The following is a 27,000-nucleotide window of genomic DNA, read 5'->3' on the forward strand; positions in this document are numbered from 1 at the left end:
TCAGTTTCCGGCGGAGGCGGCGGACGCCTTCAGGCGGCCCAAAGTGAGGGCCACCTGCGTCAGCACGGTCACGATGGCGATGGAGAGGCCGGCGGCGATCAGCCCGTACTCCAGGGCGGTGGAGCCGTGCTCTTCCTTCACGAACCTCGTCAGCAGAACCTTCATGACCTCACCCGGCGGCTGCGCGGCAAGCCCCCCGGCCGCCGTTCCCCCGGACGCTAGGTCCGCGTCCCTTGCGGGGTGGTAAAAATCGCAGACCCGGATACCGCCCCGCACCGCCCGCTGCCAAAAGGGTTAACGCTCCCTGTCCGGCAACGGGCGATGTGGATGTCAGCCGCGCTCCTCGGCGGTGGCCAGCAGGGGGCCGTCCATCTTGGCGGAGAGGATGGAGAGCGCGAGCGCCACGCAGCTCAGGGCCACGCCCACCAGCGGCAGATGCTGGTAGGCGATGCCATGGGTGATGGCGACCGCACCCACCCAGGCGCCGATGGCATTGCCGAGATTGAAGGCGCCCTGATTGAGCGTGGAGGCGAGGTTGGGCGCCGAATGGGCCGTGTCCACCACCCGCAATTGCAGCGGCGGGATGATGGAGAAGGCGAGCACGCCCCACACCAGCAGGGTCGCGAGGGCCGGGATCATGCTGGTGGAGGTGACGACGAACAGCGCCAGCACTGCGATCAGCACCACCAGCGCGCCGATCAGCGAGGGCATGAGCCGCCAGTCGGCGAGCTTGCCGCCCAGCATGTTGCCGGCGGTCAGTCCCACGCCGAACAGCAGCAGCGCGCCGGTAATCGCATGGGGCGACATGTGGGTGACGGTGGAGAGCAGCGGTGAGATATAGGTGAAGACCGCGAACAGGCTGGCCGAGCAGATGACGCTGATGGCCATGGCCAGGAACACCTGCGGATCCTTCAGCACCCGGAACTCGGTGAGGATGCGGCCCTTCTTCATGGGGATGTTGGAGGGCAGCAGGATGAGCAGCGCGATGAAGGCGGCGAACCCGATCCCCACCACCGCCCAGAAGGTGGAGCGCCAGCCGAGCCACTGGCCGAGGGCGGTGCCGGCGGGCACGCCGAGCACGTTGGCGAGCGTGAGACCCGCGAACATGAGGGCGATGGCCTGCGCCCGCTTCTGCCGGGGCACGAGGTCTGCGGCGACCACCGAGCCGATGCCGAAGAAGGCGGCATGGCAGAAGGCGGTGACGATGCGCGCGGCCATGAGCAGGTCGTAGCTGGGCGCCAGCGCGCAGAGCACGTTGCCGATGATGAACAGGCCCATGAGGCCTGTGAGCGTCGCCTTGCGCGGCAGTCCGTTGGTGAGGATGGCCAGCAGCGGCGCGCCGATCACGACGCCGAGCGCGTAACCCGACACGAGCAGGCCGGCATCGGGGATGGAGACGCCGAGATCACGGGCGACATCGGGCAGCAGGCCCATGATGACGAATTCGGTGGTTCCGATGCCGAACGCGGCAACGGCAAGCGACAGGAGCGACAGAGGCATCGGGGGCGGGCCGATTGTTTTTGAGACTGGGGATTCGGCCCGCAGGATGCGCTTTATGCTGCGGTGCAGCAAGGGGGCGGGAGGGAGGCTGGTATGCGAGATCATACCAGTTACCTTCACCAAAGCTCAGGCTTGGCGACCATCAGCCAGTAGATGGCGCCGAGGCCGAGGAAGGCCGGCCAGCCGAGCGCGAACCACAGCCACATGGTCCGCGCATAGTCGTGCCCCAGCGGCAGGCCCTGTTGCCGGGCGATCTCCGCGAGGCGCGTGGCCTTGATCTGCAGCCACACCACCGGCGCCCAGCACAGGAAGGCCAGCACATAGAGGCCATAGGTGACCACCAGCCACGGCTCGGTCAGCCGGTAGCCGGCCAGATGCATGAGCCAGAGCCCGCTCAGCGGTTGCAGCACGCCGCTGGAGCCGGTGAAGATCCAGTCCGCCCGCACCACCATCTTGCCCACGCGGGCGATGATTGCGGGATCGCGGGTCAGATGGGCATTCCAGAAATACCAGGCGGTGCCCGCACCGAACCCGAACAGCACCGTGCTGGAGAGGATGTGCAGCGTCTTGGCCAAAAAATAGAGATCCATCAGCGCCTATCTCCGATGGCGCCGTGTACACAGATGAGCAGCAGGATCGGCAGGTTCTTCAGGAGCGGCCCGAGCGGGTCCAGCCAGAGCTGCGGCAAGGCGAAGCCGATGACGAGGCTGTAGCCCAGCACGACGAGGCACTGCACGGCGGTGCTCCACCGCGCCCGCCGGTCCCACAGCAGCAAAGCGGCGATGACGAGGTCCATCACGCTGCTGCCGATGCGCAACGGCCCGGCCCATCCCTCCGGTAGCCCCAGCGCGCGCACCAGCTCGGCCGTCTTCTCCACACCGTGCGCGAAGCCGAGCCATGCGGAGGCGAGCCAGAGGAGGAGCAGTATCGCCTTGATGGCGGGCGCGAGGAAGAACAGCCGCGCGTGCCAGCGGTCCTGCACCTGCGCCGGGCGGGCCAGCAGAGCGGCATCGAGGCTGCGCGGGGCAAAGCCGATGGCGCGGGCAAAGGCGGTGCCATCGCCCGCGTTGCCCGCCACCATCTGCACGAGGCTGTTGGTGGCGATGGGGCCGCTGCCGGTGATATCGCCCACATGGCCCATCAGTCGCATCAGCGGCATGGGGATGGACAGGAAGCGGGCTTTTCCAAAGCCGAGCCAGCCCCGGTAGCGCCGGAGCAGCTCCTTGAGCGACAGGGTTTCGGGGCCGGCAGGCTCCAGCGTCTGGCCGAAATAGGCCGGGTTGCCGCAGACCGTCGCGACGGTCCGGGCAAGGTCGCGGGTGTGAATGGGGCTGAAGGCAAAGCGGCCGTCGCCCGGCAGCGGGATGAGGACGGGCAGGCCCGCCATGCCGCGCATCAGCGAGGTGCCGCCATAGCTGCCGTCACCATAGACGAGCGAGGGACGCAGGATGGTCCAGCCCATGGGCGCCGCGCGCACGATGCGCTCGCCTTCCAATTTCGTGCGCGCATAGTCGGTGGGCACGTCCTCCCGCGCGCTGATGGCGGAGATCAGCACCATGTGGCGCACGCCCGCTGCGTGGGCGGCGGTCCCGACCACGCGGGGCATGTCCGCATGGATGGCGTCCATATCGCGTCCGCGCAGGATGCCGGCGGCATTGACGATGCAGTCGATATGGGCGAGCCGGCCGTGCCAGTCCTCGGCCCGCGTCGCCTTCGCGAGGTCCATCTCCAGAAAGCGGGCCTGCGGAAAGGCGGCACCGAGCGCGCCGATGGACCGGACCACGCCGACCACCTCATGCCCGCCCGCCAGCAGTTCGACCAGAATCTGCCGGCCGATGAAGCCGCTGGCCCCCAACACCATGATCCGCATGCGCCCACCCTTGCGCCTGCAGTGTTAACGGCTGTTGATCGCGCCGTCAGCAGGAAGGATGTCGCATAGTGTCATTTTACGGAGGCGTTCACCCCCGCGCCGCCCGCCGCGGCGGCTCCTCCTCGTCGAACGAGCCTTCGAACACCCCGATCAGCGCCCGCCGGATGGTCGACTGCCGCGCCGCGCCGGTGATCTTGGCGCCCATCAGGTCGGTCACGTAGAACACGTCCACCGCCCGCTCGCCGAAGGTCGCCACATGCGCCGAGGCGATGTTGAGGTTCAGCTTCGACAGGGTGTTGGTCAGCTCGAACAGCAGGCCCGGCCGGTCGATGCCCGACACTTCCACCACCGTATGGCGGTTGGACCAGGCGTTGTTCACCGTCACCTCCGGCTCCACCGAGAAGGTGCGGCGCGCCTTCGACAGCTTCTTCGCCATCACCTCGGGCAGGCGCACCTCGCCGGTCAGCGCCTTCTCGATGGCGTCGCGGATGCGGCCGGCGCGGCGCTCCTCGTCCGCGTCGAGGTCGAAGGCCCGGCGCACCGCGATGGTGTCCAGAGCCAGACCGTCCGTGGTGGTGGAGATCTGCGCGTCCACGATGTTCGCCCCCGCCGCCGCGCAGGCGCCCGCGATCACCGACAGAAGCTTGGGATGGTCGGGCGCCAGCACGGTCAGCACCGTGATGCCGCGCCCGTCGGCAATCTCGGCGGAGGTCGCCAGCGTCTTGCCGGCCTCTTCGGTGGACTGGATGAAGCGCGCGTGGCGCACCTTGTCATCCAGATCCACCCGCAGCCAGTAGGGCGGATAGTGGCGCGCCGCATAGGCGGTGAAGGCGTCGTCGCTCCAGTCGGCGAGCGCATGGCGCAGCTGTGCCTGTGCCACCGCCACGCGCTTGCCCCGGTCCACTTCCGAGAAGCCGCCGGTCAGCACCGGCTCGGTCTCGTAATAGAGCGTGCGCAGCAACTGCGCCTTCCAGCCGTTCCACACGCCGGGGCCCACCGCGCAGATGTCCGCCGTGGTCAGCACGGTCAGCATCTTCATGCGGTCGAGGTTCTGCACCACGGAGGCGAAATTCTCGATGGTCTTGCGGTCCGAGAGATCGCGCGACTGCGCCACCGTGGACATGACCAGATGCTGCTCCACCAGCCAGGCAACCGTCTCGGTCTCGGATGCCGAGAGGCCGAAGCGCGGGCACAGCTTGCGGGCGACGCGCGCGCCGCCGATGGAATGGTCCTCCGGCCGGCCCTTGGCGATGTCGTGCAGCAGCAGCGCCACATAGAGCAGATGGCGCGGCTTGATGGTGGCCATCAGATCGTTGGCGAGGCCCAGCTCCGGATTGGTCTTGCGCTCGATCTCGGACAGGATGCCGATGCAGCGCAGCAGGTGCTCGTCCACCGTATAGTGGTGGTACATGTTGAACTGCATGAGCGCGACCACCTTGCCGAACTCGGGCACGAAGCGCCCCAGCACGCCGGTCTCGTTCATCCGCCGCAACACTTCCTCGGGCGCGTTCTTCGAGCAGAGCACGTCGAGGAACAGGCGGTTGGCTTCCGGGCTTTCGCGCAGCTTGGCGTCGATGAGGCTCAGCGAGCGGGCGGCGAGGCGCAATGCGTCCGGATGGAAGTTCACGTCGCGCTTGTCGGCGATGGCGAACAGGCGGATCAGGTTCAGCGGGTCGCGCTTGAACACCTCGTCGTCAATGACGTTGAGGCGCTCGTTGTCGATCCAGAAGTCGGCGCTTTCCTTCAGCTTCACGCGCTTGGGGCCGCCGCGCAGGCGCTCCACCATGCCCTTGAGGCCGGGAACGGTCTTCTCGTGCCGGGCTTCCACGGCGGCGGAGAGGATGGCGGTGAGGTCGCCCACTTCCTTGGCCACCAGGAAGTAGTGCTTCATGAAGCGTTCCACGTCCTGCTGGCCGGGATGCTCCGTATAGCCGAGGCGCTCGGCCATCTCCCGTTGCAGGTCGAAGGACAGGCGCTCCTCGGCCCGCCCCGTGAGGAAGTGCAGATGGCAGCGCACCGACCAGAGGAAATCCTCGCAGCGGGTGAAGAGGCGCGCCTCCTCCTTGGTGAATACGCCCTTGGCCACCAGTTCGTCGGAGGAGCGCACGCGGTAGACGTACTTTGCGATCCAGAACAGCGTGTGCAGGTCGCGCAGGCCGCCCTTGCCTTCCTTGACGTTGGGCTCGACCAGATAGCGTGAGGTGCCGGCACGGCGCAGGCGCTCCTCGCGCTCGGCCATCTTGGCGGCCACGAACTCGACGGCGGTGCCCTCCACCACCTCCTTGTCGAAGCGCGCTTCCAGATCCTCGAACAGTGCCTTGTCGCCTACCAGGAAGCGGGCCTCCAGAATGGCGGTGCGGATGGTCACGTCGGCGCGCGCCTGCCGCAGGCACTCGTCCACGGAGCGCGTGGCATGGCCCACCTTCAGGCCGAGATCCCAGAGAATGTAGAGCATGGCTTCGGCCACGCTCTCGCCCCAGGCGGTCTGCTTGTAGGGCAGCACGAAGAGGATGTCGGTGTCGGAGCCCGGCGCCATCATGCCGCGGCCATAGCCGCCCACCGCCACCACCGCCATGCGCTCGGCGCGGCTGGGGTTGTCGATGGGGTACATGATGGTGGTGGCCACCTCATGGGCGGCGGCGATCACGGCATCCTGAAGGGCCGAGAGGCGGATGGAGCACATGCGGCCCGATCCGTCGGACATCAGCAGGCGCTCGGCTTCCTTGCGGCCTTCGGCGATGGCCTGCTTCAGGCAGGCGACGATGGCCGGGCGCATGTCCGCCGTGGAACCCGTGTGGGTGCGGGCGATGGCGAGCACGTCCGCCTTCAGCTGCGCGCCCTCGAAGGGCTCTCCAATGGTGCGCGAGGGGCGGGAGGAGCGCTGTGTCTGCATGGTCTCTCGGGGCCCTGAGGGGCAAATGACGCAACAATCGACAAGACTTCCGCTTTAACCCAATCGGCGTCCCGCGTCACGGCGCGGCGCACGGCGATGGGCGGCCGTGGGCTGGGGAATTCGTGCCGCATTGGCGATGATCGGGTAACTGAACCTTAAATGGCCGCATTCGAAGGTCTTTCAGGTCTCATCAGCAAACAGCGGAACGGGACCCTTCATGGCGGGGCGAGAGACTGGCAGGCAGGAACGGCGCGAACCCTCCATGGGCGCGCGCGAGACACGTTCCGACTCCCGGTTCGACATCCGTCTGGAGCCGGAGGACCGGGCGGGAGGCCGCCGGGAAAACGGCAAGGGGCCGAAGCCGGCGAAGACGCAGGGCACGGCCAAGCGCGAGCGGATCGAGCCGGGCATTGAACCGCGTCTCGATCGTGACTTCGACAGCGCAGAGGCGGACCGCGACGATGCGGACGACTTCATCGCGGAAAGAGAGGACATGGCCGCCGCCAAGCGCCGCACCAGCAGCAAGGGATCGAACGGGCGCTCCGGCAACGGGCGCGGCAAGGCCACGTCCGGTGGGGGAAAGCCTGCGCGGGCGAAGCGTCGCCGCGGCTTCTTCTCGCTGTTCGGCCTGGTGAAATGGCTGTTCATCCTCGGCCTGTGGGCGGCCGTGGGCGTGGGTGCGCTGGTGGCCTATGAGGCCTCCAAGCTGCCGCCCATGCAGACGCTGATGGTGCCCAAGCGCCCGCCGACCGTGATGATCCAGGCCTTCGACGGCAAGCCGCTGGCCACTCGTGGCGACATGGGCGGGGCCGCCGTGCCGCTGAAGGAACTGCCGCCCTATCTGCCCAAGGCGTTCGTGGCCATCGAGGACCGGCGCTTCTATGAGCACTGGGGCCTTGATTTCTGGGGTCTGGCCCGCGCGGTGACGACGAACCTCGTCTCGCGCCGGGTGCGGCAGGGCGGCTCGACGCTGACCCAGCAGTTGGCGAAGAACCTGTTCCTGACCCAGGAGCGCACCTTCTCGCGCAAGATCCAGGAACTGGTGCTGGCCCTGTGGCTGGAGAAGAAGTTCACCAAGAACGAGATTCTCGACCTCTATCTGAACCGGGTCTATTTCGGTAACGGCGCCTATGGCGTGGAGGCGGCCGCCCAGCGCTACTTCAACAAGTCGGCGCGCAACGTGACTTTGTCCGAGGCGGCCATGCTGGCGGGCCTCGTAAATGCGCCCTCGCGCCTTGCCCCGACCCGGAACCTCAAGGCCGCGCAGGATCGCGCCAATCTGGTGCTGGCCGCCATGCGCGAGCAGGGTTTCGTGAGCGAGGACATGGTGAAGACCGCGCTCGCCCGTCCGGCAACGCTCGCCCGCGCCTCGGGTCCGGACTCCATCGGCTATGTGGCCGACTGGGTGATGGACCAACTGGACAGCTATGTCGGCCCGCTCTCCGGCGACGTGACCGTGCGCACCACCATCGACCCGTCCCTGCAACAGGCGGCGCAGGCCTCGCTCTCCGATACGCTCAACAAGCAGGGCCAGAAGTTCGGGGTCGGGCAGGGGGCCATGGTCTCGCTCGATACCGATGGCGCGGTGAAGGCGCTGGTGGGCGGGCGGTCCTATGAGGACAGCCAGTACAATCGCGCCGTGACCGCGCGCCGGCAGCCCGGCTCGTCCTTCAAGCCCTTCGTCTATCTGACCGCGCTGGAGCAGGGCCTGACGCCCGAGACCATCCGCGAGGACGGCCCGCTCCAGCTCAAGGGCTGGAAGCCGGAGAATGCCAGCCACCAGTATCTCGGCCCGGTGCCGTTGCAGCAGGCGCTGGCCATGTCGCTGAACACCGTCGCCGTTCGGTTGGCGCTGGAAGTGGGGCCGAAGGCGGTGGTGGCCACCGCCCATCGCCTCGGCATTACCTCGAATCTGGATCCCAATCCCTCCATCGCGCTCGGCACGTCCGAAGTGTCGGTGCTGGAGATGGCCTCCGCTTACGCGCCCTTCGCCAATGGTGGCATCGGCGTCATTCCCTACGTGATCGACAGCGTGAAGGGCGCGGACGGCAAGATCCTCTATTCCCGCGCCACCAAGGGGCCGGGCCGGGTCATCGATCCCGCTTATGTGGGCATGATGAACCACATGCTGGAACAGACCATCTCCATCGGCACCGGCCGCCGCGCCGAGCTGCCGGGGTGGGATGCCGCCGGCAAGACCGGCACCTCGCAGGATTACCGCGACGCCTGGTTCGTGGGCTACACGGCGCGCATGGTGACGGCGGTGTGGCTGGGCAATGACGACTCGTCGCCCACCAAGCGGGCGTCGGGCGCCAATCTGCCGGCGGAGATCTGGAGCAGCTACATGAAGGTGGCCCACAAGGGCCTGCCGGTTGCCGAACTGCCCGGCGCGGGCCGCTCCTACGTGGGCTATGGCCAGCCGCAATATGGGCAGCCGGGGTACGGCCAGCCCGGCTATGGCCAGCCGGGCATGATGCCGCCCGGCGCCATTCCGGACGAGGCGCCTCCCGCCATCGTCGGCACGCTGCCGCAGCAGCAGCGTCAGCAGGAAGAGCCCATGACGCTGGACAAGTGGTTCGTGGACACCTTCCTCGGCGGACGACGCTGAAGGGGTAGGGGGCGGACGGGCCGTGCCTGTCCGCCGTCGCCTGCTCAGCAGGGCCGGGGCCTCACTTGCAGGCAACGTTCGTGATGATGCTCTGGCCCGCAATCTTCTGGGTGCCGTCGTAGCTGATGGTGCAGCCTCGGGTGCCCTTCGGCAGTTCCCGGGTGAGGGCCTGCGTGGTGCCCGCATAGAGGCACATCATCCAGATGGATCGGCTTGACTGCGGATCGAAGGTCCAGATCGCGGTCTCAAGGCTCTTCTGCTTCTTGAAGCTGTCCGGGGCGAGGCTGGCGTCCTCGGCCGGCGGGCCGTCATAAAAGGCGATGCCGCTCAGTCTGGTGGGGCTGGTCGTCTGGAAGCCCGTCCATTCCGCGACGGGGGCCGCCAGACTTTGCGAAACCTTGATCTCCTGCGGGCACTGCGGTGCCGCGAACGCCATGGTGCTGCTGCCCATGAGCATCACCAGCGGCAGGACGATCGTTTTCATGGTTTCGGCTCCGTTGAAGTTGGGGGTGCGTGCCTCAGAGGCGTGGATCGTCGGGCAGGCCCTGAACGGGCAGGAAGTTGCCGTCGATGCTGGAGCGAAAGCCGCAGAAGGGCGGGGAGGCGTATTCCGACGTCTTCGCGCGCACCAGTTCCGCCTTCAGCGCCGCACCGGTGCGGGTGAGGGTCGCTGTCCAGCCGTCGTTTTCCTTCATGTCGTCGGCCCCGCCGCCCACCACCAGCGTCTGGCCGGACAGGGCGCCATCGGCGTGGAAGGCGCACATGGGATAGCTGGGATAGGGCTGGACGGTGTTGATCTCGACCTTGAAGCCGCCGCCGGGGGCAGCGGCGACGGTGATCTCGCCGTTCGCATTCACCCATTTTCCGGTGAAGCCGGTGCGTGGGGCCGGCGTGATGCTCGCCAGGAACTTCACCCGCCAGTCCATGTCCTCGTCGAGCCTGAACTCTTTCTCCTGCTCCAGCTGGATGTCGCGGACCTGCAGGAAATAGATCTGGTCGTTCTTAAGCGCCGCCTTGCCCGCCGTGTCGAGGCCGGCCATGGCCTTGCGATAGGCATCCGCCATCCGGCGGTCGAGGGCGGAGAGGGCGGGATCGGCGCAGATCGCCTTCTCGGTCTTGCTGCGGGCGGCCTTGCAATCGAAGGACGGGCCGGCGGCAGCAGCCGGACGCGGCAGGGCGAGGATCGCAGCCAGCGAGAGGCCCGCCGTCAGCAGGCCGAAGGATGAGCAGCCGGAGCGCCCGGCGGCGTGGAAGAACGGCATGGGGCACCTCCCGGCAGACGCCCGCAGGCGGCTTGTCCGCCCAGCCATCGCATTTCGATGGCGGCGGGGGCAAGCCAACCCGTCAGGAGAGCGCGTTCAGCCGGGAGAGCGTGGCGTCGGTGGGGGAGAGGAACACCTCGGCGGCGAGATGCGTGAGGCAGGTGTTGAGCAGGCTCAGCGGCAGGTGAATGATCTCGTCATTCCGCAGGCCGCCATAGGTGTAGAGCGTCAGCAGGCCCGACGCGCCCAGCGCGGCGAGATAGGGCTCGAGCTGGTCGCTTTCGATGCCATGGGAGATGTGCGCGTTCTGGGAGGTCTCGAACAGGGATTCCTGTTCGAGCGTGTTGACCAGAAGGTCGCGCTCGAGCTGGGCGGGAAGGGAGAGGATCGGGTCTGTCATGCCCGCGATACGCGCGAAAAGGGCATCCGGACGCAGCCGTTCCGGTAAAGAGGTCGTTACTCGGCTTTGAAACGGGGATCGGCGGGCATGCGGTGCACCGGCAGATAGTCGCCGTCGATGCTGGTGCGGAAGCCGCAGAAGGGCGGGCTCGACATGCCGGAGGACGGCGGGCGCTGCAATTCGGCGGTGAGCGCCGTGCCGTTGCGGATCAGCCGCACGGTCCAGCCGTCATTGGCATCCCGCTCGGCGGCCGTGGCATTGCCCACCACAAGAATGGTGCCCTGCGGGCTGCCGCTGGTTTTCAGCTGGCAGACGGGAAAGCTCGGATAGGGCTGGACGGTGGCGATATCGACCTCGAACACGCCGCCCCGAACAGGCGTGATGCGAATCTCGCCATAGGCGTTGGCCCAGAGGCCGGTGAAGCCCGAGCGGGCGTCGGGCTGGATGTTCTCCAGCAGCTTCGCCCGCCACTCGAAGTCGGCCTTCATGTCGTAATCGTCGGTCTGGGCCTGGATGTCCCGCGATTCGAGGAACAGGTGCTGGTCCACCCGCAACGCCGACTTGCCGGGCGCGTCGAGAGCGCCGGAGGCATTGCGGTAGGCGTTGGAAATGCGGCGGTCGAGGTCGGACAGATCCTGCGAGGCGCAGATCAGGCGCTCGGAGCGGGTGCGCGGGCTGTTGCAGTCGAACGAGGGGCCGGCGACGGCAGCCGTCGTCGCCCCCGCAAGGCCAATCAGCCCCAGCAGGACGCCACGGAGCCCATTTCGCGCCGACGTGGCGCGGGAATGGACGGGGGCAGGCGTCGACATCAGTCCATGTCTCCCGGCGGCGGACAAACTCTGATCATGTCCGCGATCCGTGCATCCAACGCAGGGGCGATCCGGTCGCCGGTGCGATTCGAACAGGCGAATCGGCCGACTACGGCTCACGGATCGTCTCAGAAAAGGATGAGGCGAATGTTCCAGCCGCCTGTCAATCGCGCGGCAACAGTGGAACGGCCCGTTCATAGCGCCTTGCACCGGCTTGCGCGACCGCAGCTCCGGTGTCAGGTGCGAAAAAAGTTCGGCCTCATCCATGGTCTGCAATTTATGACCTACTCGGGTGCTGCTCCGCAATCGGCTACCTCACTTTAGGGCCGGATCGGGCCAAACTTGATCAGCCCGGCTGACGAATCCGCCTCTCGCCCCTGCCGGCGACGTCATCAAAGCCGGCTGTGCTCCAGAGCCTTCAGGCGGGTCAGGGTTTGCTCCGTGGTGGCGAGGAACAGCTCGTAGCCGAGCGTGGCGGGTGCATGAGCGGCAGCCCGCAGCAGGGCACCGGGGTCGTTCGCGGGACGGATATGCGGGGGCTCAGAAGGCGATGCGGCCTCAGCGGGCGCGTAGCTGTAGAGGCAGACGAGCCCCGCATCGGCGAGGTCGGCGAGGCTCAGGAGAATGTCTCCCAAAGAAGCGCCGGCGGTTTCCTGGACACGCTCGGCGGCACTGAGCGCGGCATCCTCATCGAGCGCGCCGAGCAGCAGCTGGCGTTCCCACTCGGCAGAGGCTGTATCGCGCAGGGGCGGCGTCATGCCTTCATCCCGCGACAAGCCGGTCGCCCCGTCAAGCAAAAGCCCGGCGGGGGAGGCGTGTCCTGTCGGATTGTAATTGGATTGGTGAATCAGCTTCTCACGCCAGCAGTGAAGGCGCGCTCCAGATGGAGCGTGCCTTCAGGCTGGAATCCGCTTGTACCGGGATCGGAAAAGACGGCGATCAGCCGCCGCCCACCGGCATGGCGAGGGGCGCGGCGCCAGCGGCCAGCACGCGGCGCTCGCCGCCCGTGGCCCGCACGCGCGGCAGGTCGAGGCGGGTCCAGACGTCGTTCAGCGCACCGGCCAGATGGGCGATGAGCTTGTCGTCATGGAACGGCGTCGGCGTGATGCGCAGGCGCTCCGTGCCACGCGGCACGGTGGGGTAGTTGATGGGCTGGATGTAGATGTTGTGCTCGGCCAGCAGCACGTCGCTGGCGGCCTTGCAGGCCTTGGCGTCGCCCACCATCACCGGGACGATGTGGGTGGGGGTTTCCATCTGCGGCAGGCCGGCGGCGGCGAGCGCCGCCTTGACCTTGGCCACCTGACGGCGCTGTCCGTCGCGCTCCTGGCCCGACAGCTTGAGATGGCGAATGGAAGCGGTGGCCGCGGCGGCAATCGCCGGGGGCAGGGCGGTGGTGAAGATGAAGCCCGGCGCATAGGAGCGCACGGCATCCATGACCACCTGCTTGCCGGTGATATAGCCGCCGACCACGCCGAAGGCCTTGCCCAGCGTGCCCTCGATCACGTCGATGCGGTGCATGACGCCATCGCGCTCGGCGACGCCGCCGCCGCGCGGGCCATACATGCCCACCGCATGCACTTCGTCCAGATAGGTCATGGCGCCGTAGCGCTCGGCCAGATCGCAGATCTCGGCCATGGGGGCGATGTCGCCGTCCATGGAATAGACGCTCTCGAACACGATCAGCTTGGGCCGGTCGCCGGCCGCCTGCAGCAGCTCTTCGAGATGGCCGAGGTCGTTATGGCGGAAGATGGCCTTCTGCCGGCCGCCCTGGCGGACGCCCTCGATCATGGAATTGTGGTTCAGCTCGTCCGAGATCACCACGCATTCGGGGATCAGTCGGACGATGGTGGAGATGCCGGTGGCGTTGGACACGTAGCCCGACGTGAAGACGAGGCCAGCCTCCTTGCCGTGCAGGTCCGCCAGCTCGCGCTCCAGCATCACGATCTCATGGCTGTTGCCCGAGATGTTGCGGGTGCCGCCGGCACCGGCGCCGCGCAGCAGCGCAGTTTCGCGCATGGCCTCGACGACGGCGGGATGGCTGCCCATGCCCAGATAGTCGTTGGAGCACCAGACCACGATCTCACGCGGACCGCCGGGCGAGTGCCACGTGGCGCGGGGGAAACGCTCGGCATTGCGCTCGATCTCGGCGAACGTGCGGTAGCGACGTTCACGGCGGAGGGCATCGACGGCGTCGGCGAAGAAATGATCGTAGGACATTCGGGATCCGGGGCGGAAGCGTGAACGCGAACTGTTCTAATCCTAGCGGCCAACTTGCGCCGGACCTTGCTTTCGATCAAGTGCAACAGTTGTCACGCGACGATGAGGCGCGGTTGGAACGGAAAGAACACGCTGCACCGCACCCGTTCATCTTGGCTGCATCAAGCTTTGAAACAAGCGTTTCCAAGGGCTGGCAGCCGAAATCGTCGCCGGAAAATGCATGCCATACCATTCATGCAATGCGGCAATGCAGGCGCGAATTTCGCACCGGAACCTGCCTCTCCCTCGCGGAAAAATGAGCTGCGGTACCATTTTGGAGGCATCTGCCGCTGTCTTCACCAATGGTCAGTTCATTGGAGCGGCAAAAAGGAGGGATTGCCGCGAAATTGCCGCTTGCACGGGGGGGCGAATTTCCCTAAATGCGTTTTTGCCCAATTTCGCACGTGCCTGTGGTTGCGTGCCGATCGGCGGAAGTCCGGACAAGAGGCCGGAAAGCCGCCAGCCAGATCGGTAGCCGGAGGGAACCGGCCCACCCTGCTCTCAGCAGGGGACGTGACTTGAAGCAACGACGTACGGGCTTTTTTGGTCTCTGTCGGCCCTCCAAAGGTCGGCGTTACTGAAGAGGCACTACATCTTGCCGGCCGTGCGGAGAGGGAACTCCCCTTTCCAATCGTGCGCATCCGTAACTGCCCGTTCGGCCTTTGGCTGCGCGGCTGGTGCGATGCCGCTCGGCGCGATTTGCGGCCGGTGAAAACCCGGCGAAGCGGGCACGGCCCGTCGGACTGCGGCGCTTCCATAACGCCCCATGCCGACGATGCGCGTGTCCCGGACCGACGATGGTTCACATCGCGGTCCGCCTGACTGTCGTCGTGCGGAAATCCTTCTGCACTTCACGAGGCTTCAAGGTCACGGGAGGTTGCCATGACCGATCGCATCCGCGAATTCCTTCGGACCCGACGAGAAGACGGTCCTTGTGTCGTTGTTGATCTGGACGTTGTGCGCGCCAACTATTCGGCGTTCGCCTGCGCCCTGCCGGACACCCGCGTCTTCTACGCGGTGAAGGCCAATCCCGATTCCGCCATCCTGAAGGCGCTGGCCGAGCTGGGCTCGTGCTTCGACTGCGCCTCGGTGCAGGAGATCGAGATGGCGCTGTTCGCCGGCGCCTCGCCCGATCGCATCTCCTTCGGCAACACCATCAAGAAGGAGCGCGACATCGAGCGCGCCTACAAGATCGGTGTGCGCCTGTTCGCGGTCGACTGCTACGAAGAAGTCGAGAAGATCGCCCGCGTCGCCCCGCGCGCGAAGGTGTTCTGCCGCATCCTGTGCGACGGCGCGGGCGCCGAATGGCCGCTCTCGCGCAAGTTCGGCTGCGTCCCCGAGATGGCGCCCGACGTGCTGGAGCATGCCCATCGCCTCGGCCTCTCGCCTTATGGCGTGTCCTTCCACGTGGGCTCGCAGCAGAAGAACGTGCATGCCTGGGATCAGGCGCTGTCTTCCGCCGCCTTCATCTTCCGCGAGTGCGCCGAGCGCGGCATCTCGCTGTCGATGGTGAACCTCGGCGGTGGCTTCCCCACCAAGTATCTGCAGGACGTGCCGAAGGCGCAGGCCTATGGCGAGGCGATCTTCGATTCGCTGCGCCAGCATTTCGGCAACGCCATCCCCGAGACCATCATGGAGCCGGGTCGCGGCATGGTCGGCAATGCCGGCATCATCGAGACCGAGGTGGTGCTGATCTCCAAGAAGGCCGAGAGCGACACCATGCGCTGGGTCTATCTGGACATCGGCAAGTTCGGCGGTCTGGCCGAGACCATGGACGAGGCGATCCGCTACCCGCTGCGCACCCCGCGCGACGGTGACGACACCGCGCCCTGTGTGCTCGCCGGCCCGACCTGCGATTCGGCCGACGTGATGTACGAGAAGACCCCCGTCGATCTGCCGCTGTCGCTGTCCATCGGCGACAAGGTGCTGATCGAGGCGTGCGGGGCCTACACCACCACCTATTCGGCGGTGGCGTTCAACGGCTTCCCGCCGCTGAAGTCCTACGTGATCTGAACAGCGGCGTCGGCCTTCGGGCCGATGCTGCCGGGTGAGGCGCCAACGGCGCGCGGCCGGCATGCGAATCTGATCGGGCGTCAACCTGCCCGATGGCTTCGCGTGTCGAACGTCCGCGCCGCACGGGCGGCCTCACCCGTGCTCCAATGCTGAGTTGGAGACGGATTCACGGTTCAGGCAGACTGACCGATCCGGCTCCCGAGGGGCGTGTCCCCTCTCTTCCGCACCCATCCTTCTGCCTTCAGGGCTGGCGAAGCACCGCTTCGCCGGATGGGCATCTTTCGGCCAACGGTTACGGGGCAGGAGCTGCCGATGACTGCGATTGTGCTTGAGAAATGGGAAGAGGCCGCCGCGCGCGAGGCCCTGCTGGACCTGTGCATGCCGCAGCGGTTCGAGAAGGCGTCCGAGCTGATCCGCGAGGGCCGGCTGCCGGCGGATGGGCTGTCGCTCGCCGCCCATGGTCCCGATGGTCGTCTCGCTGCCACCGTGCGCCTGTGGCACGTCTCCGCCGGTCCCGGCCGGCCGGCGCTGCTGCTCGGCCCGCTCGCCGTCCATCCGTGGTTCCGCGACCGTGGCCTCGGCGCGGCCATGATGCATGATGCGCTCGGCCGCGCCGCCGATCTCGGCCACGGGGCGGTTCTCCTCGTGGGCGATGAGTCCTATTACCGGCGCTTCGGCTTCTCCTCCGCGAAGACGAGCGGCCTGTGGATGCCGGGCCCGTTCGATCCCGCGCGCCTTCTGGCGGTGGAACTGAAGGCGGGCGCGCTCGCTGGTGCGCGCGGGCTCATCAGCCCCACGGGCGTGATGGCGGAGAAGCCCTCGCTCGACGCGCTCATCGCGGCGGATCTGAAGCGCTCGGCGTGAAGGTGCGAAGCTAGGAGCGTAGTTCTCCACTCCCCCTCTCCCGCTTGCGGGGGAGGGTCGGGGAGGGGGCCGCGCGCAGCGCGGTGGCCTGCCCTCGCCACCTGATCCTCCGCTCAATTCTCACAAGAGGCCGCCCGGCCTGCCCCCTCCCTAGCCCTCCCCCGCAAGCGGGAGAGGGGACATGTTGCTCTTGGGGAGAAGGGCGTGACCCTTCCCCGCCATCAGCTCCCGCGCATCTGCCATGGCCGCCGCGATGAAGCGCGGGGCCACCACTTCCACCAGAAAATCCAGATAGACCCGCACCCGGGCCGGCATGTTGCCGCCCTGGCCGAGATAGACCGCGTGCAGCGGGTCGAGGTCGCCGGGGTTGAACGCTTCCAGCACCGGCACGAGACGGCCGGCAGCGATGTCATGCGCCACATGGAACATGCCGAAGCGCGCCATGCCCACGCCGCCCAGCACCAGATGGCGCAGGCCCTCACCGTCGCTGGCCATGGCATTGCCCTCGGGCCGGACGGTGAGCGTCTCGCCCTCCCGTTCTCCCCGCAAGGGCCAGCCCTCGATCTGGCGCAGGTAGCAGAAGCCGATGCGGTTGTGCGCCTCAAGGTCGGCGGGGCGCTGCGGCATCCCCATGCGCGCCAGATAGGCCGGGGAGGCGACGATCACCTGCCGCGTCTCGCCGAGCTTGCGGGCCACGAGCTGCGAATCCTTCAACGGCCCGGCCCGCACGGCCACGTCCATGCGCTCCTCCATCAGGTCCACCACCTTGTCGGTGAGCACCATGTCCAGCGAGATGCCGGGATAGCGGGTGAGGAAGTCGGCCAGCGCCGGGGCGAGGAAGTGATGGCCGAAAGGCACGTTGGCATTCACCCGCAGGCGCCCGCGCGGTTCCTCGCTGGCGGCGACCGAACGCTCGGCCTCGTCCAGATCCGCCAGCAGGCGCACGGAGCGCTCATAGAAGGCGGTGCCTTCCGGGGTGAGCTGAAGGCGGCGCGTGGAGCGGTTGAGCAGGCGTGCGCCGAGCCGCTGTTCCAGCCGGCTCATGAGCTTGCTCACCGCCGAGGGCGTGAGGCGCAGTTCGCGCGCGGCGGCGGAGAAGCCGCCCTGATCCACCACCCGGACGAACACGTCCATTTCCGCCGTGCGGTTGACCTCGAAGCGCGCCATTGTGACATGAACTCACAAATCCTTTGATTGCGGACATTCTAGTCCGCACGGCGGCTTGCGTCCATTTTGTTGCAACGCGGCGTGCGCCGGCTCATCTGGCCGGGGATGCCCTTTCATCATCATTGGGTTCCCGCAGGTGCTTCCCCGAGCGCTGCGTGCACCCGCAAGCTGGGATCCGCCCGATGCCCTTGGCCCTTTACGCCCTCACCGCCGGTGCCTTCGGCATCGGCGTCACCGAATTCGTCATCATGGGCCTGCTGCTCGACGTGAGCCATTCGCTTGGCGTCTCGCTGTCGGCGGCCGGTCTGCTCATCTCCGGTTATGCGCTTGGCGTCGTCATCGGCGCGCCGGTGCTCACCATCCTCACCGCCCGCTGGCCGCGCAAGGCTGTGCTGCTGGGTCTCATGGGCGTGTTCACGCTCGGTAATCTGGCCTGCGCGCTCGCCCCCGACTACACCACGCTCATGGCGGCCCGCGTGCTCACCGCCTTCGCCCATGCCACCTTCTTCGGCGTCGGCTCGGTGGTGGCCACCGGCCTCGTGCCCGCCAACAAGAAGGCCTCCGCCATCGCCGTCATGTTCACCGGCCTGACGGTCGCGAACATCCTCGGCGTGCCCTTCGGCACCTGGCTTGGCCAGCATTATGGCTGGCGCTCCACCTTCTGGGCCGTGACCGCCGTGGGCGTGCTCGCCCTCGTGGTGATCGCCCTTCTGGTGCCAAGCAGCACCGCCAAGGAAGAGCCGACGAGCCTGAAGAACGACCTCGCCGTTCTGGCCCGCGCGCCGCTTCTGCTCGGCCTGCTCACCACCGTGCTGAGCTGGGTGGGGGTGTTCGCCGCCTTCACCTATATCGCGCCCATGCTGACCCAGATCACCGGCTTCTCGGACGCGGCGGTGTCGCCCATCCTGCTGGTGTTCGGCGCCGGCCTCGTGGTGGGCAACCTTGCCGGCGGCCGTCTGGCCGACTGGAAGCTGGTGCCCACCATCTATGCCACGCTGATCCTGCTGGCGCTGGTGCTGGGGGCCATGACCATCGGCCTGCACAACGGCATTGCCGCCGTCGTCTTCGTGGGCCTGTTGGGGGCGATCGCCTTCGCCACGGTGGCGCCCTTGCAGATGTGGGTGCTGGAGAAGGCGCAGGGCGCCGGCCAGTCGCTGGCCTCCAGCTTCAACATCGCCGCCTTCAATCTCGGCAATGCCATCGGCGCATGGCTGGGCGGCGTGGTGATCGACCACGGGCTCGGGCTCGGCGCCATCCCGTGGGTGGCGGCGCTGGTGCCGCTGGCGGCGGTGCCCGTGGTGTGGTGGACGGGGCGGATCGAGGCCGCCCGGACCCTGCGCCCGGTGGCGGCGGAATAGATTTCGCAGTCTCGCAAAATGAAAAGCCCCGGTCATGCCGGGGCTTTTTCGTATCGGGTCGCGCTCAGCGGTGGCGGATGAGGCCGAGATCCCAGGCCGGCACCGGCGGCTCGAAGGGAGCGGGAAGCCCATCGAAGCTGGAGGCCCAGGCGTGCAGCGCCCCGAACAGGGTGAGAGCCACCATCACCGGCAGAAGGGTGGCGATGAGGATCACGGACAGGCGGCGCACAAGGCATCTCCGGGGCTGAACAGACGGGCACCCGAAAATGGAACGGCCCGTGCCGATGAGGACACGGGCCGCACCATAGTGCCACCACATCAAGTTGCAATGGCGATTTGTGATCAGATCTTCTGGTTGTACTCACCCACCTCCGGATGGGTGCGCAGCACGCCGTCGATCTCCGCGAACATGTCGCGCATGCGCTGCTCGGAGACCGGGCTTTCCACCACGACCACCAGCTCGGGCTTGTTGGAGGAGGCGCGCACCAGACCCCAGGAGCCGTCCTCGGTGGTGACGCGCACGCCGTTCACCGTCACGAGGTCGCGGATCGCCTGACCCGTCACCTTGGCGCCGTCCGCCTGCAGCTTCTGATAGTGCTTCACCACCTGCTCGACGATGCCGTACTTGGCCTCGTCAGCGCAGTGGGGCGACATGGTGGGCGAGGACCAGGTCTTGGGCAGCGCGAGGCGCAGCTCGGAGAGCTTCTTGCCCGGATTGCGGTCCAGCATGTCCAGCACGGCGATGGCGGAGACGAGGCCGTCGTCATAGCCGCGGCCGATGGGCGCGTTGAAGAAATAGTGGCCGGACTTCTCGAAGCCGACGAGGGCGCCGCTCTCGTTCACCCGGCGCTTCATGTAGGAATGGCCGGTCTTCCAGTAGTCCGCCTTCACGCCGAGCTTGATCAGCTCGGGGTCGGTGGCGAACAGGCCGGTGGACTTCACATCCACCACGATGGTCGGGTTGGGATGGATCTTGGCGAGATCGCGGGCCAGCATCACGCCCATCTTGTCGGCGAAGATCTCCTCGCCCTCATTGTCCACCACGCCGCAGCGGTCGCCGTCGCCGTCGAAGCCCAGCGCCACGTCCGCCTTGTGCTCCAGCACCGCGTCGCGCATGGCATGGAGCATCTCCATGTCTTCCGGGTTCGGATTGTACTTGGGGAAGGAGTGATCCAGCTCCACGTCCAGCGGCACCACTTCCACGCCCAGCGCGGCAAGGATGTGCGGGGCGAAGGCGCCGGCCGTGCCGTTGCCGCAGGCCACCACCGCCTTGATGGGGTGCTTGAGCTGCGGGCGGTCGGTGAGGTCCTTGAAATAGGTCGCGGGGAAATTCTCCACGAAGTGGTAGCCGCCGCCGCCCTTCAGGTCGAACTTCGCAGCCAGCACGATTTCCTTCAGGCGGGTCATCTCGTCGGGGCCGAAGGTGAGCGGGCGGTTCACGCCCATCTTCACGCCGGTCCAGCCATTGTCGTTATGCGAGGCCGTGACCATGGCTACCGCTGGCACATCGAGGGCGAACTGGGCGAAATAGGCCATGGGCGACATGGCGAGGCCGATGTCGTGCACCTTCACGCCCGCGGCCATGAGGCCGGAGACCATGGCGTACTTGATGGAGGAGGAGTAGCCGCGGAAGTCGTGGCCGGTGACGATCTCGGGCTTGATGCCCATTTCGTGCATCAGCGTGCCCAGGCCCATGCCCAGCGCCTGCACGCCCATCAGGTTGATTTCCTTCTGGAACAGCCAGCGGGCGTCGTATTCGCGGAACCCGGTGGGCTTCACCATGGGCTCGGATTCATAGGCGTAGGTGTTCGGCGTCAGTGCGGGCTTCGGCGTCGGGAACATGAAAAGCCTCTCTCGGCGCGGCGTGCATTTGCGGACGGTTATGCCAGTAGCACGCAATTGTGACCTGTCTTGTCTGAAGCGTGGCTGTACGGCGGCGGGGGCGTGCAGCAGCGCGTCTTCCCCACAGGGAAGGGGACAGGAGGACAATGCCCGGCCAAGGTTCCGGTTCCCTTAAGCCCTTCGGGCAGGTGCCATCGCCCCTTGGGATAACTGGTTCTTCGGAAGGTTGCTCAGGTGCCGCGCGGTTTCGCCCGATTGGTGGGGGCGGCGTTTGCCGGGTCCTCCGGCCATGGATGGCGGGGATAGCGCCCGCGCATTTCGGCGCGCACGTCCCGCCACGAGCCGCTCCAGAATTGTGGCAGATCCTTCGTCACCTGAATGGGGCGATGGGCGGGAGAGAGCAGGGCCAGCGTGAGCGGCACCTTGCCTCCGGCGATGGCCGGATGGCGGGTGAGGCCGAACAGCTCCTGCACCCGCACCGGCAGCAGCGGCCCGCCCTCGGCGGCATAGTCGATGGGCAGATTGGTGCCGGTGGGGGCCGTGAAATGGCTGGGGGCTTCCGTTTCCAGCCGGTGCACCAGCGCATAGGGCAGCAGCGCATGGAGCGCGTTGCCGAGATCACCCGCGCTCACCTGCGCCAGCGACGTGCGCCCGGTGAGGAAGGGGGCGAGCCAGTCGCGCGCGGTGGCGGCGAGCGCGGTGTCGGAGAGGTCCGGCCACGGTTCGCCTTCCGCCGTGTGGAGGAAGGACACCCGGTCGCGCCACTGGGTGAGGGCGTTGGTCCATGGCAGGCGGTCGATGCCCAGCGCCGCGATGCCCTCGGCCAGTGCCGCCGCTGTTTCGGGCGTGTTGGGTACGGGCTGGGGCCGGTCGGCCAGCGTCAAAGCGGCGAGCCGCCGTGTCTCGCGGGCGCGCACCGAGGCGGTGGCGGGGTCGAAGGCCACTTCCAGACCGGCGGTGATCTCCTGCGCGAACAGCCGTTCGATCTCTTCTGCCGACAGGGCTGCGGCCAGTTGCACGCGGGCGGCATCGGCCCGGCCGCTGATCTCAGCCACCGCCAGATACGGCGCGCGGGCGAGCGAGGAGGCCGGGTCCACCACCGCCCCGCGCCCGTTGGCGAGCAGGATGCGGGTGCCATCGCCGCGCGCCTTCGCCACCCGGTCGGGATAGGCCAGCGCCAGCAGCGCGGCGGGGGAGGGCGTCTCGCCCTTGAGCTTGGGGGAGCCCTCGCGCGCCAGCTCCACCCAGCGCCCGGCGAGGCGGCGGGCATCGTCCGCCCGGCGGGAGCGCTCGCGGGAGAAATCCTGCAGACGATGGGTAAGGTCGGTTGAGTCGCCGCCGAGGCCGCGCTCGGTGAGCAGGGCCGCGATGTCGGCGGCCATAGCCCCCGCACCGAGGTCCGCCCCGCGCACCACCATATGGGCGAGGCGGGGCGGCAAGGGCAGACGGGCCATGCGGTTGCCCAGCGGCGTTACCGCCCCCTCCGCGTCGATGGCCTCCAGCACCCGCAGCAGGCTCTTGGCTTCCGTCACCGCAGGCACGGGCGGGGGATCGAGAAAGGGCAGGGAGCGGGGATCACGCACGCCCGCGCTGGCCAGATCCAGCACGAGGCCGGACAGATCGGCGGCGAGAATCTCCGGCGTGGTGAAGGCGGGTAGGCTCTGCGTCTCGCCCTCGCTCCACAGGCGATAGCAGGTGCCGGGCTCCGTGCGCCCGGCGCGGCCGCGCCGCTGGTCGGCGGCGGCGCGGGAGACGCGCACGGTCTCAAGTCTTGTCAGGCCCACATCGGGCTCGAAGCGCGGCACGCGGGCGAGCCCGCAATCCACCACCACCCGCACGCCCTCGATGGTCAGCGAGGTCTCGGCGATGGAGGTGGCGAGCACCACCTTGCGCTTGCCGGCCGGGGCGGGCAGCACGGCGCGGTCCTGCTCGGCCGGGTCGAGCGCGCCGAACAGCGGCACGATTTCCGTGTCCCTGTCGCGCACGTCGGCCAGAAGATGATTCTGGGTCCGGCGGATTTCCGCAGCACCGGGCAGGAAGGCCAGCACGGAGCCCCGCTCGGCGGAGAGCGCCTTGAGCACCGCATCCGCCACCTGCCGCTCCATGGGGGCGCGCGGATCGCGGCCGAGATAGCGCGTCTCCACCGGAAAAGCGCGGCCCTCGCTCTCCACCACGGGTGCGGGCGTGTCGCCGCCCAGCAGGGCGGCCACGCGGGCGCCGTCCAGCGTGGCGGACATGGCGAGCAGGCGCAGGTCGTCGCGCAGGCCCGCTTGCGTCTCCAAAGCCAGCGCGAGGCCGAGGTCCGCATCCAGCGAACGCTCGTGATATTCGTCGAACAGCACGGCGGCGATGCCGGCCAGCTCCGGATCATCCAGCACCATGCGGGTGAAGACGCCTTCCGTGATCACCTCGATGCGCGTGCGGCGGGAGACTTCGGAGCGCAGGCGCACCCGATAGCCCACCGTCTCGCCGACCTTCTCCCCCAGCGTCTGCGCCATGCGGTGCGCGGCGGCACGCGCCGCGAGGCGGCGGGGTTCCAGCACGAGAATTTTGCCGCCCTTCACCCACGGCTCGTCCAGCAAGGCGAGGGGCACCCGCGTGGTCTTGCCCGCGCCGGGCGGGGCGACCAGCACGGCGGCGACCGTCTCCCGCAAGGTGGCGGTGAGGGCGGGCAAAGCGTCGTCGATGGGCAGGCGGGTGTCGAACATGAGGGGCGGGCTTGCGGCCTTCGTCACAGGGATCTCCCGCGACATAGGCCATCCCGGCCCGCAAAATCCATCCTTCCGCGACCCCATGGGCGGGCGGCGCGGGAGGACAAGCGGCCGAACGTGGCTTATGTAGGCGGAAAATCCGCAGATTCCCGAAAGGGCCCCGTCTTCATGTCCAGCCTCACCAACGCCCCTTCGAGCCTCACCTCCAAGGTCCGCACATTCAATTCCGAGAGCGGGGTTGCCGCCGCCTGTTTCCTGAAGGGCACGGCCGTGCTCGTGGGCGAGCTGGGCGCGGCTCTCATGGTGACGGGCGATGAGGCGAAGGCCGTGGCGCTGCATGACGGCGCGGTGCTCGCCGCGCAGGGTGACGGCAAGCGGCTCGTCTCCGGCAGCGACGACGGCCGTGTGGTGGAACTGCTGGCGGACGGTACGGTGAAGGAACTGGCCGCGCACAAGGGCCGCTGGATCGACCGCGTGGCCCTCGGCCCCGATGGCTCGGTGGCCTATTCCGCCGGCAAGACCGCGCATTTCAAGCCGGTGAAGGGCGAGGCGCGCAGCCTCGAGGTGGCCTCCAGCGTCGGTGGCCTCGCCTTCGCGCCCAAGGGCACCCGCATCGCGGTGGCGCATTATGGCGGCGTCAGCTTCTGGTTCCCCAATGCCACCGACGCCAAGCCGGACCTGTTCGGCTGGAAGGGCTCGCACCTCGGCGTGGCGGTGAGCCCGGACGGGCGCTTCATGGTCACGACCATGCAGGAGGCGGCGCTGCACGGCTGGCGCATCTCCGACGGCGGCCATATGCGCATGACCGGCTATCCCACCCGCGTGAAGTCGTTCGAGTTCACCGCAGACGGCAAGTGGCTGGCCACGTCCGGCTCCTCGGAAGTGGTGATGTGGCCGTTCGCGGCCAAGGACGGCCCCATGGGCAAGCAGCCTTCCATGCTCGCCCCCTCTCCCGATGCGCGCGTCTCCGTGGTGGCGACCCACCCGAAGGATCCGGTGCTGGTGGCCGGCTATGACAATGGCATGGTGATGATGGTGCGCATCACGGATGCCGCCGAAATCCTGCTGCGGTCGCCGGACGGCTCCGCCGTGACGGCGGCGGGCTGGCGCTCGGACGGCGGGGCGGTGGTCTTCGGCACGGCGAGCGGCAGCGCGGGCCTGCTGGAGTTCTGATCCGGCGGCAGGCCGTCGCGGGAAGCTGAGACGAGGCTTGCTTTTGTCTGACAGGCGCGCGTCGCGGGCCTGTCACGGCTGCGCTTTATCCGATAACCTCCGGGCGTGCGATGCAGCGAGCTGCATTGCCCGCCCTTTGCAGGGAGGCGGATTCACTGCTCCGGTTGAACCCGGATGGAATCCGGCTCCCGCGTTCTCGCGGATGCGAGAGCGGTATCGTCCGGTCGGAGCCTGCCTCGGAGCCTTGCCTCATGAAGATCGAAGACGTTCGCCGTACAGCCTATTCCATGCCGCTGACCAACCCCGCCTATCCGCGGGGGCCGTATCGCTTCTTTGATCGCGAATTCATGATCATCACCTACCGCACCGACATGGACGCCCTGCGCGCCGTGGTGCCGGAGCCGCTCGAAGTGTTCGAGCCGCTGGTGAAATACGAATTCATCCGCATGCCCGACAGCACCGGCTTCGGCGACTATACGGAGACCGGGCAGGTGATCCCGGTGAAGCTGGACGGCGTGGAAGGCGGTTACGTCCATTCCATGTATCTCGACGACGAGGCGCCCATCGCCGGCGGCCGCGAGCTGTGGGGTTTCCCGAAGAAGTACGCCAACCCCAAGATGGAAGTGGAGGCCGACGTGCTGGCCGGGCGCCTGCACTATGGCAAGTCGCTCTGCGCCGAGGCCACCATGGGCTACAAGCACGTGGCCGCCGACAAGGAGGCCGTGCTGAAGGCGCTGAAAGCGCCGAACTTCATGATCAAGATCATCCCCCACGTGGATGCCACGCCGCGCATCTGCGAGCTGGTGCGCTACTATCTTCAGGATATCGAGCTGAAGGAGTGCTGGACCGGCCCGGCCGCCCTCGGCCTCTATCCGCACGCCATCGCCGACGTGGCCCGCCTGCCTGTGCTGGAGGTGGTCTCGGCCCTGCACCTGCGCGCCGACCTGACGCTGGGCATGGGCGAGGTGGTATTCGATTATCTGGCCGAGCCCAAATAGGGTTTCGCACGCGCTGCCATGCTGCGGCGGGCGAAAACCTCGGCAGAACCACACAATGGGGGATCCATGAGCACCCGTTTGAGTGACGCGTCCTGCAACATCAGGGAGATCGTCAGCGCCTACGATCGTCGGGCCTTGGTCTTTCAGGGCGGTGGCGCGCTCGGCGCCTATCAGGCCGGCGTCTATGAGGCGCTGGACAAGGCAGGGGTCGAGCCCAACTGGGTGTCTGGCGTCTCCATCGGCGCCATCAACTCGGCCATCGTGGCGGGCAATCACCCGGAAAACCGGGTGGCGCGGCTGCGCGAGTTCTGGGACACGGTGTCGGGCCGCAAGCTCTGGGCGTTTACGCCCGAGGGCGACATCTACCGCACCATGCGCAACCAGATCAGCGCCTGGGTGACGATGAACGTCGGCCAGCCCGGCTTCTTCAAGCCGCGTTTCCCCAATCCGTGGCTGCTGCCCACGGGGGCGTCCAACGCCACCAGCCTCTACGACACCTCGCCTTTGCGCGACACGCTGCTGAAGCTTGTGGATTTCGACCTCATCAACAAGGGCGACATCCGCTTCTCGGTGGGCGCGGCCAACGTGCGCACCGGCAATTTCGTCTATTTCGACAACACCACCCACCGCATCGGGCCGGAGCACATCATGGCCTCCGGCGCGCTGCCGCCGGCCTTCCCCGCCATCCGCATCGATGGCGAATATTATTGGGACGGCGGCGTGGTCTCCAACACGCCCCTGCAATGGCTGCTGGACCAGCCGGACCACCCGTCCGCCATCGTGTTCCAGGTGGATCTGTTCTCGGCCCGTGGCGAGCTGCCCCGCGACATGTTCGGGGTGATCGAGCGGCAGAAGGACATCGGCTATTCTAGCCGCACCCGCTACACCACGGACCTGTTCCGTCGCGTGCAGCTGCTGCGCACCCGGCACGCGGAAGCGGTGATGCGCATTCCCGAGCAACTGCGCACCGACGACGACCGGCAGACGCTGGACGACTATGAGAAGTCCGGCCCGGTGAACATCTGCCACCTGATCTATCAGGAAAAAAGTTACGAGCGGGACTTCAAGGACTATGAGTTCTCCGGCGCCTCCATGCGCGACCATTGGCAGTCGGGCATCGAGGACACCATGAAAACCCTGCGCCACCGCAAGTGGCTGGAGATGCCTGACAAGAGCGAGGGCATCGTCATCCACGACGTGCACCGCCTCTCGGACTGAGGGGCGGGGACGATCCGGCTCCAAAGCGTTGATGGAGAATGTCTTACGGCCCCGATTG

General features: G+C 67.5%; 22 protein-coding genes. 7 read left to right on the top strand and 15 right to left on the bottom strand.

The genetic code is table 11. The annotated features are described in order from the left end of the window. The 5 genes from IEW24_RS12315 to IEW24_RS12335 all read right to left on the bottom strand — a co-directional run bounded on the left by IEW24_RS12315 (nucleotide 1) and on the right by IEW24_RS12335 (nucleotide 6,263). Nucleotides 1-165 carry a Flp family type IVb pilin gene (locus IEW24_RS12315; RefSeq protein ID WP_188578956.1) on the bottom strand — a complete coding sequence of 55 codons (165 nt, stop codon included), beginning with the start codon at nucleotides 163-165 and terminating at the stop codon, nucleotides 1-3. Between the two features lie 165 nt (nucleotides 166-330). Next, nucleotides 331-1,500, bottom strand: a complete 1,170-nt coding sequence (locus tag IEW24_RS12320) for an MFS transporter (protein WP_188578958.1) — start codon at nucleotides 1,498-1,500, stop codon at nucleotides 331-333. A gap of 116 nt (nucleotides 1,501-1,616) precedes the next feature. Beyond that, complete coding sequence (locus IEW24_RS12325; RefSeq protein ID WP_188578960.1) at nucleotides 1,617-2,090, bottom strand: DUF2269 family protein; 474 nt, start codon at nucleotides 2,088-2,090, stop codon at nucleotides 1,617-1,619. Then, nucleotides 2,090-3,370, bottom strand: a complete 1,281-nt coding sequence (locus tag IEW24_RS12330; protein ID WP_188578962.1) for an SDR family oxidoreductase — start codon at nucleotides 3,368-3,370, stop codon at nucleotides 2,090-2,092. Before IEW24_RS12330 ends, IEW24_RS12325 begins: the two co-directional genes overlap by 1 nt. 88 nt (nucleotides 3,371-3,458) lie before the next feature. Next, nucleotides 3,459-6,263: a [protein-PII] uridylyltransferase gene (locus IEW24_RS12335; protein ID WP_188578965.1), complete on the bottom strand. Its 2,805-nt coding sequence runs from the start codon at nucleotides 6,261-6,263 to the stop codon at nucleotides 3,459-3,461. 217 nt (nucleotides 6,264-6,480) lie between these two features. Between IEW24_RS12335 and IEW24_RS12340 the strand changes: the two genes are divergently transcribed. Continuing rightward, entirely contained in the window at nucleotides 6,481-8,871 is a 2,391-nt protein-coding gene (locus tag IEW24_RS12340) for a transglycosylase domain-containing protein (protein ID WP_244644353.1), read from the top strand. 61 nt (nucleotides 8,872-8,932) lie between these two features. On the opposite strand, the gene IEW24_RS12345 is transcribed toward IEW24_RS12340, so the two are convergent. The 6 genes from IEW24_RS12345 to hemA form a co-directional block, all read right to left on the bottom strand. Then, entirely contained in the window at nucleotides 8,933-9,355 is a 423-nt protein-coding gene (locus tag IEW24_RS12345; protein ID WP_188578967.1) for an STY0301 family protein, read from the bottom strand. Between the two features lie 34 nt (nucleotides 9,356-9,389). Beyond that, complete coding sequence (locus IEW24_RS12350; RefSeq protein ID WP_188578969.1) at nucleotides 9,390-10,133, bottom strand: lysozyme inhibitor LprI family protein; 744 nt, start codon at nucleotides 10,131-10,133, stop codon at nucleotides 9,390-9,392. A gap of 82 nt (nucleotides 10,134-10,215) precedes the next feature. Next, on the bottom strand, nucleotides 10,216-10,533 hold the full coding sequence (locus IEW24_RS12355; RefSeq protein WP_188578971.1) for a hypothetical protein: 318 nt from the start codon (nucleotides 10,531-10,533) through the stop codon (nucleotides 10,216-10,218). A gap of 56 nt (nucleotides 10,534-10,589) precedes the next feature. Next, complete coding sequence (locus tag IEW24_RS12360; protein WP_188578973.1) at nucleotides 10,590-11,342, bottom strand: lysozyme inhibitor LprI family protein; 753 nt, start codon at nucleotides 11,340-11,342, stop codon at nucleotides 10,590-10,592. Nucleotides 11,343-11,734: 392 nt separating this feature from the next. Then, nucleotides 11,735-12,118 carry a hypothetical protein gene (locus tag IEW24_RS12365; protein ID WP_188578975.1) on the bottom strand — a complete coding sequence of 128 codons (384 nt, stop codon included), beginning with the start codon at nucleotides 12,116-12,118 and terminating at the stop codon, nucleotides 11,735-11,737. Nucleotides 12,119-12,281: 163 nt separating this feature from the next. After that, nucleotides 12,282-13,559, bottom strand: a complete 1,278-nt coding sequence (gene hemA / locus IEW24_RS12370; protein WP_188578977.1) for a 5-aminolevulinate synthase — start codon at nucleotides 13,557-13,559, stop codon at nucleotides 12,282-12,284. A gap of 921 nt (nucleotides 13,560-14,480) precedes the next feature. Between hemA and IEW24_RS12375 the strand changes: the two genes are divergently transcribed. Together IEW24_RS12375 and IEW24_RS12380 are read left to right on the top strand one after the other, a co-directional pair. After that, nucleotides 14,481-15,611 (top strand): type III PLP-dependent enzyme, encoded by a 1,131-nt coding sequence (locus IEW24_RS12375; protein WP_188578979.1) that lies wholly within the window; start codon nucleotides 14,481-14,483, stop codon nucleotides 15,609-15,611. Between the two features lie 312 nt (nucleotides 15,612-15,923). Beyond that, entirely contained in the window at nucleotides 15,924-16,475 is a 552-nt protein-coding gene (locus IEW24_RS12380; RefSeq protein WP_188578981.1) for a GNAT family N-acetyltransferase, read from the top strand. Between the two features lie 150 nt (nucleotides 16,476-16,625). Here the strand turns inward: IEW24_RS12380 and IEW24_RS12385 are convergent, their stop codons facing one another. Then, nucleotides 16,626-17,642: a LysR family transcriptional regulator gene (locus IEW24_RS12385; RefSeq protein WP_188578983.1), complete on the bottom strand. Its 1,017-nt coding sequence runs from the start codon at nucleotides 17,640-17,642 to the stop codon at nucleotides 16,626-16,628. Between the two features lie 182 nt (nucleotides 17,643-17,824). Here IEW24_RS12385 and IEW24_RS12390 point away from each other — a divergent pair, with 182 nt between their 5' ends. After that, nucleotides 17,825-19,000 carry an MFS transporter gene (locus IEW24_RS12390; protein WP_188578984.1) on the top strand — a complete coding sequence of 392 codons (1,176 nt, stop codon included), beginning with the start codon at nucleotides 17,825-17,827 and terminating at the stop codon, nucleotides 18,998-19,000. 64 nt (nucleotides 19,001-19,064) lie between these two features. Here the strand turns inward: IEW24_RS12390 and IEW24_RS12395 are convergent, their stop codons facing one another. The 3 genes from IEW24_RS12395 to hrpB form a co-directional block, all read right to left on the bottom strand. Next, a complete protein-coding gene (locus IEW24_RS12395) occupies nucleotides 19,065-19,229 on the bottom strand; it encodes a hypothetical protein (protein WP_188578987.1) in 165 nt (54 codons plus the stop codon). Nucleotides 19,230-19,342: 113 nt separating this feature from the next. After that, nucleotides 19,343-20,842, bottom strand: a complete 1,500-nt coding sequence (locus tag IEW24_RS12400; RefSeq protein WP_188578989.1) for a phosphomannomutase/phosphoglucomutase — start codon at nucleotides 20,840-20,842, stop codon at nucleotides 19,343-19,345. A gap of 230 nt (nucleotides 20,843-21,072) precedes the next feature. Further along, nucleotides 21,073-23,595 carry an ATP-dependent helicase HrpB gene (gene hrpB, locus IEW24_RS12405; RefSeq protein WP_188578991.1) on the bottom strand — a complete coding sequence of 841 codons (2,523 nt, stop codon included), beginning with the start codon at nucleotides 23,593-23,595 and terminating at the stop codon, nucleotides 21,073-21,075. A gap of 126 nt (nucleotides 23,596-23,721) precedes the next feature. Between hrpB and IEW24_RS12410 the strand changes: the two genes are divergently transcribed. From IEW24_RS12410 to IEW24_RS12420, 3 genes are all read left to right on the top strand, one after another. Continuing rightward, nucleotides 23,722-24,726: a WD40 repeat domain-containing protein gene (locus IEW24_RS12410; protein ID WP_188578993.1), complete on the top strand. Its 1,005-nt coding sequence runs from the start codon at nucleotides 23,722-23,724 to the stop codon at nucleotides 24,724-24,726. 251 nt (nucleotides 24,727-24,977) lie between these two features. Continuing rightward, a complete protein-coding gene (locus IEW24_RS12415; RefSeq protein WP_188578994.1) occupies nucleotides 24,978-25,724 on the top strand; it encodes an acetoacetate decarboxylase in 747 nt (248 codons plus the stop codon). Nucleotides 25,725-25,790: 66 nt separating this feature from the next. Continuing rightward, nucleotides 25,791-26,942 (top strand): DUF3734 domain-containing protein, encoded by a 1,152-nt coding sequence (locus tag IEW24_RS12420; RefSeq protein ID WP_188578995.1) that lies wholly within the window; start codon nucleotides 25,791-25,793, stop codon nucleotides 26,940-26,942. Nucleotides 26,943-27,000: the final 58 nt, after the last annotated feature.

Origin of the sequence: Azorhizobium oxalatiphilum, from assembly GCF_014635325.1 — a bacterium.
Taxonomy (GTDB): domain Bacteria; phylum Pseudomonadota; class Alphaproteobacteria; order Rhizobiales; family Xanthobacteraceae; genus Azorhizobium; species Azorhizobium oxalatiphilum.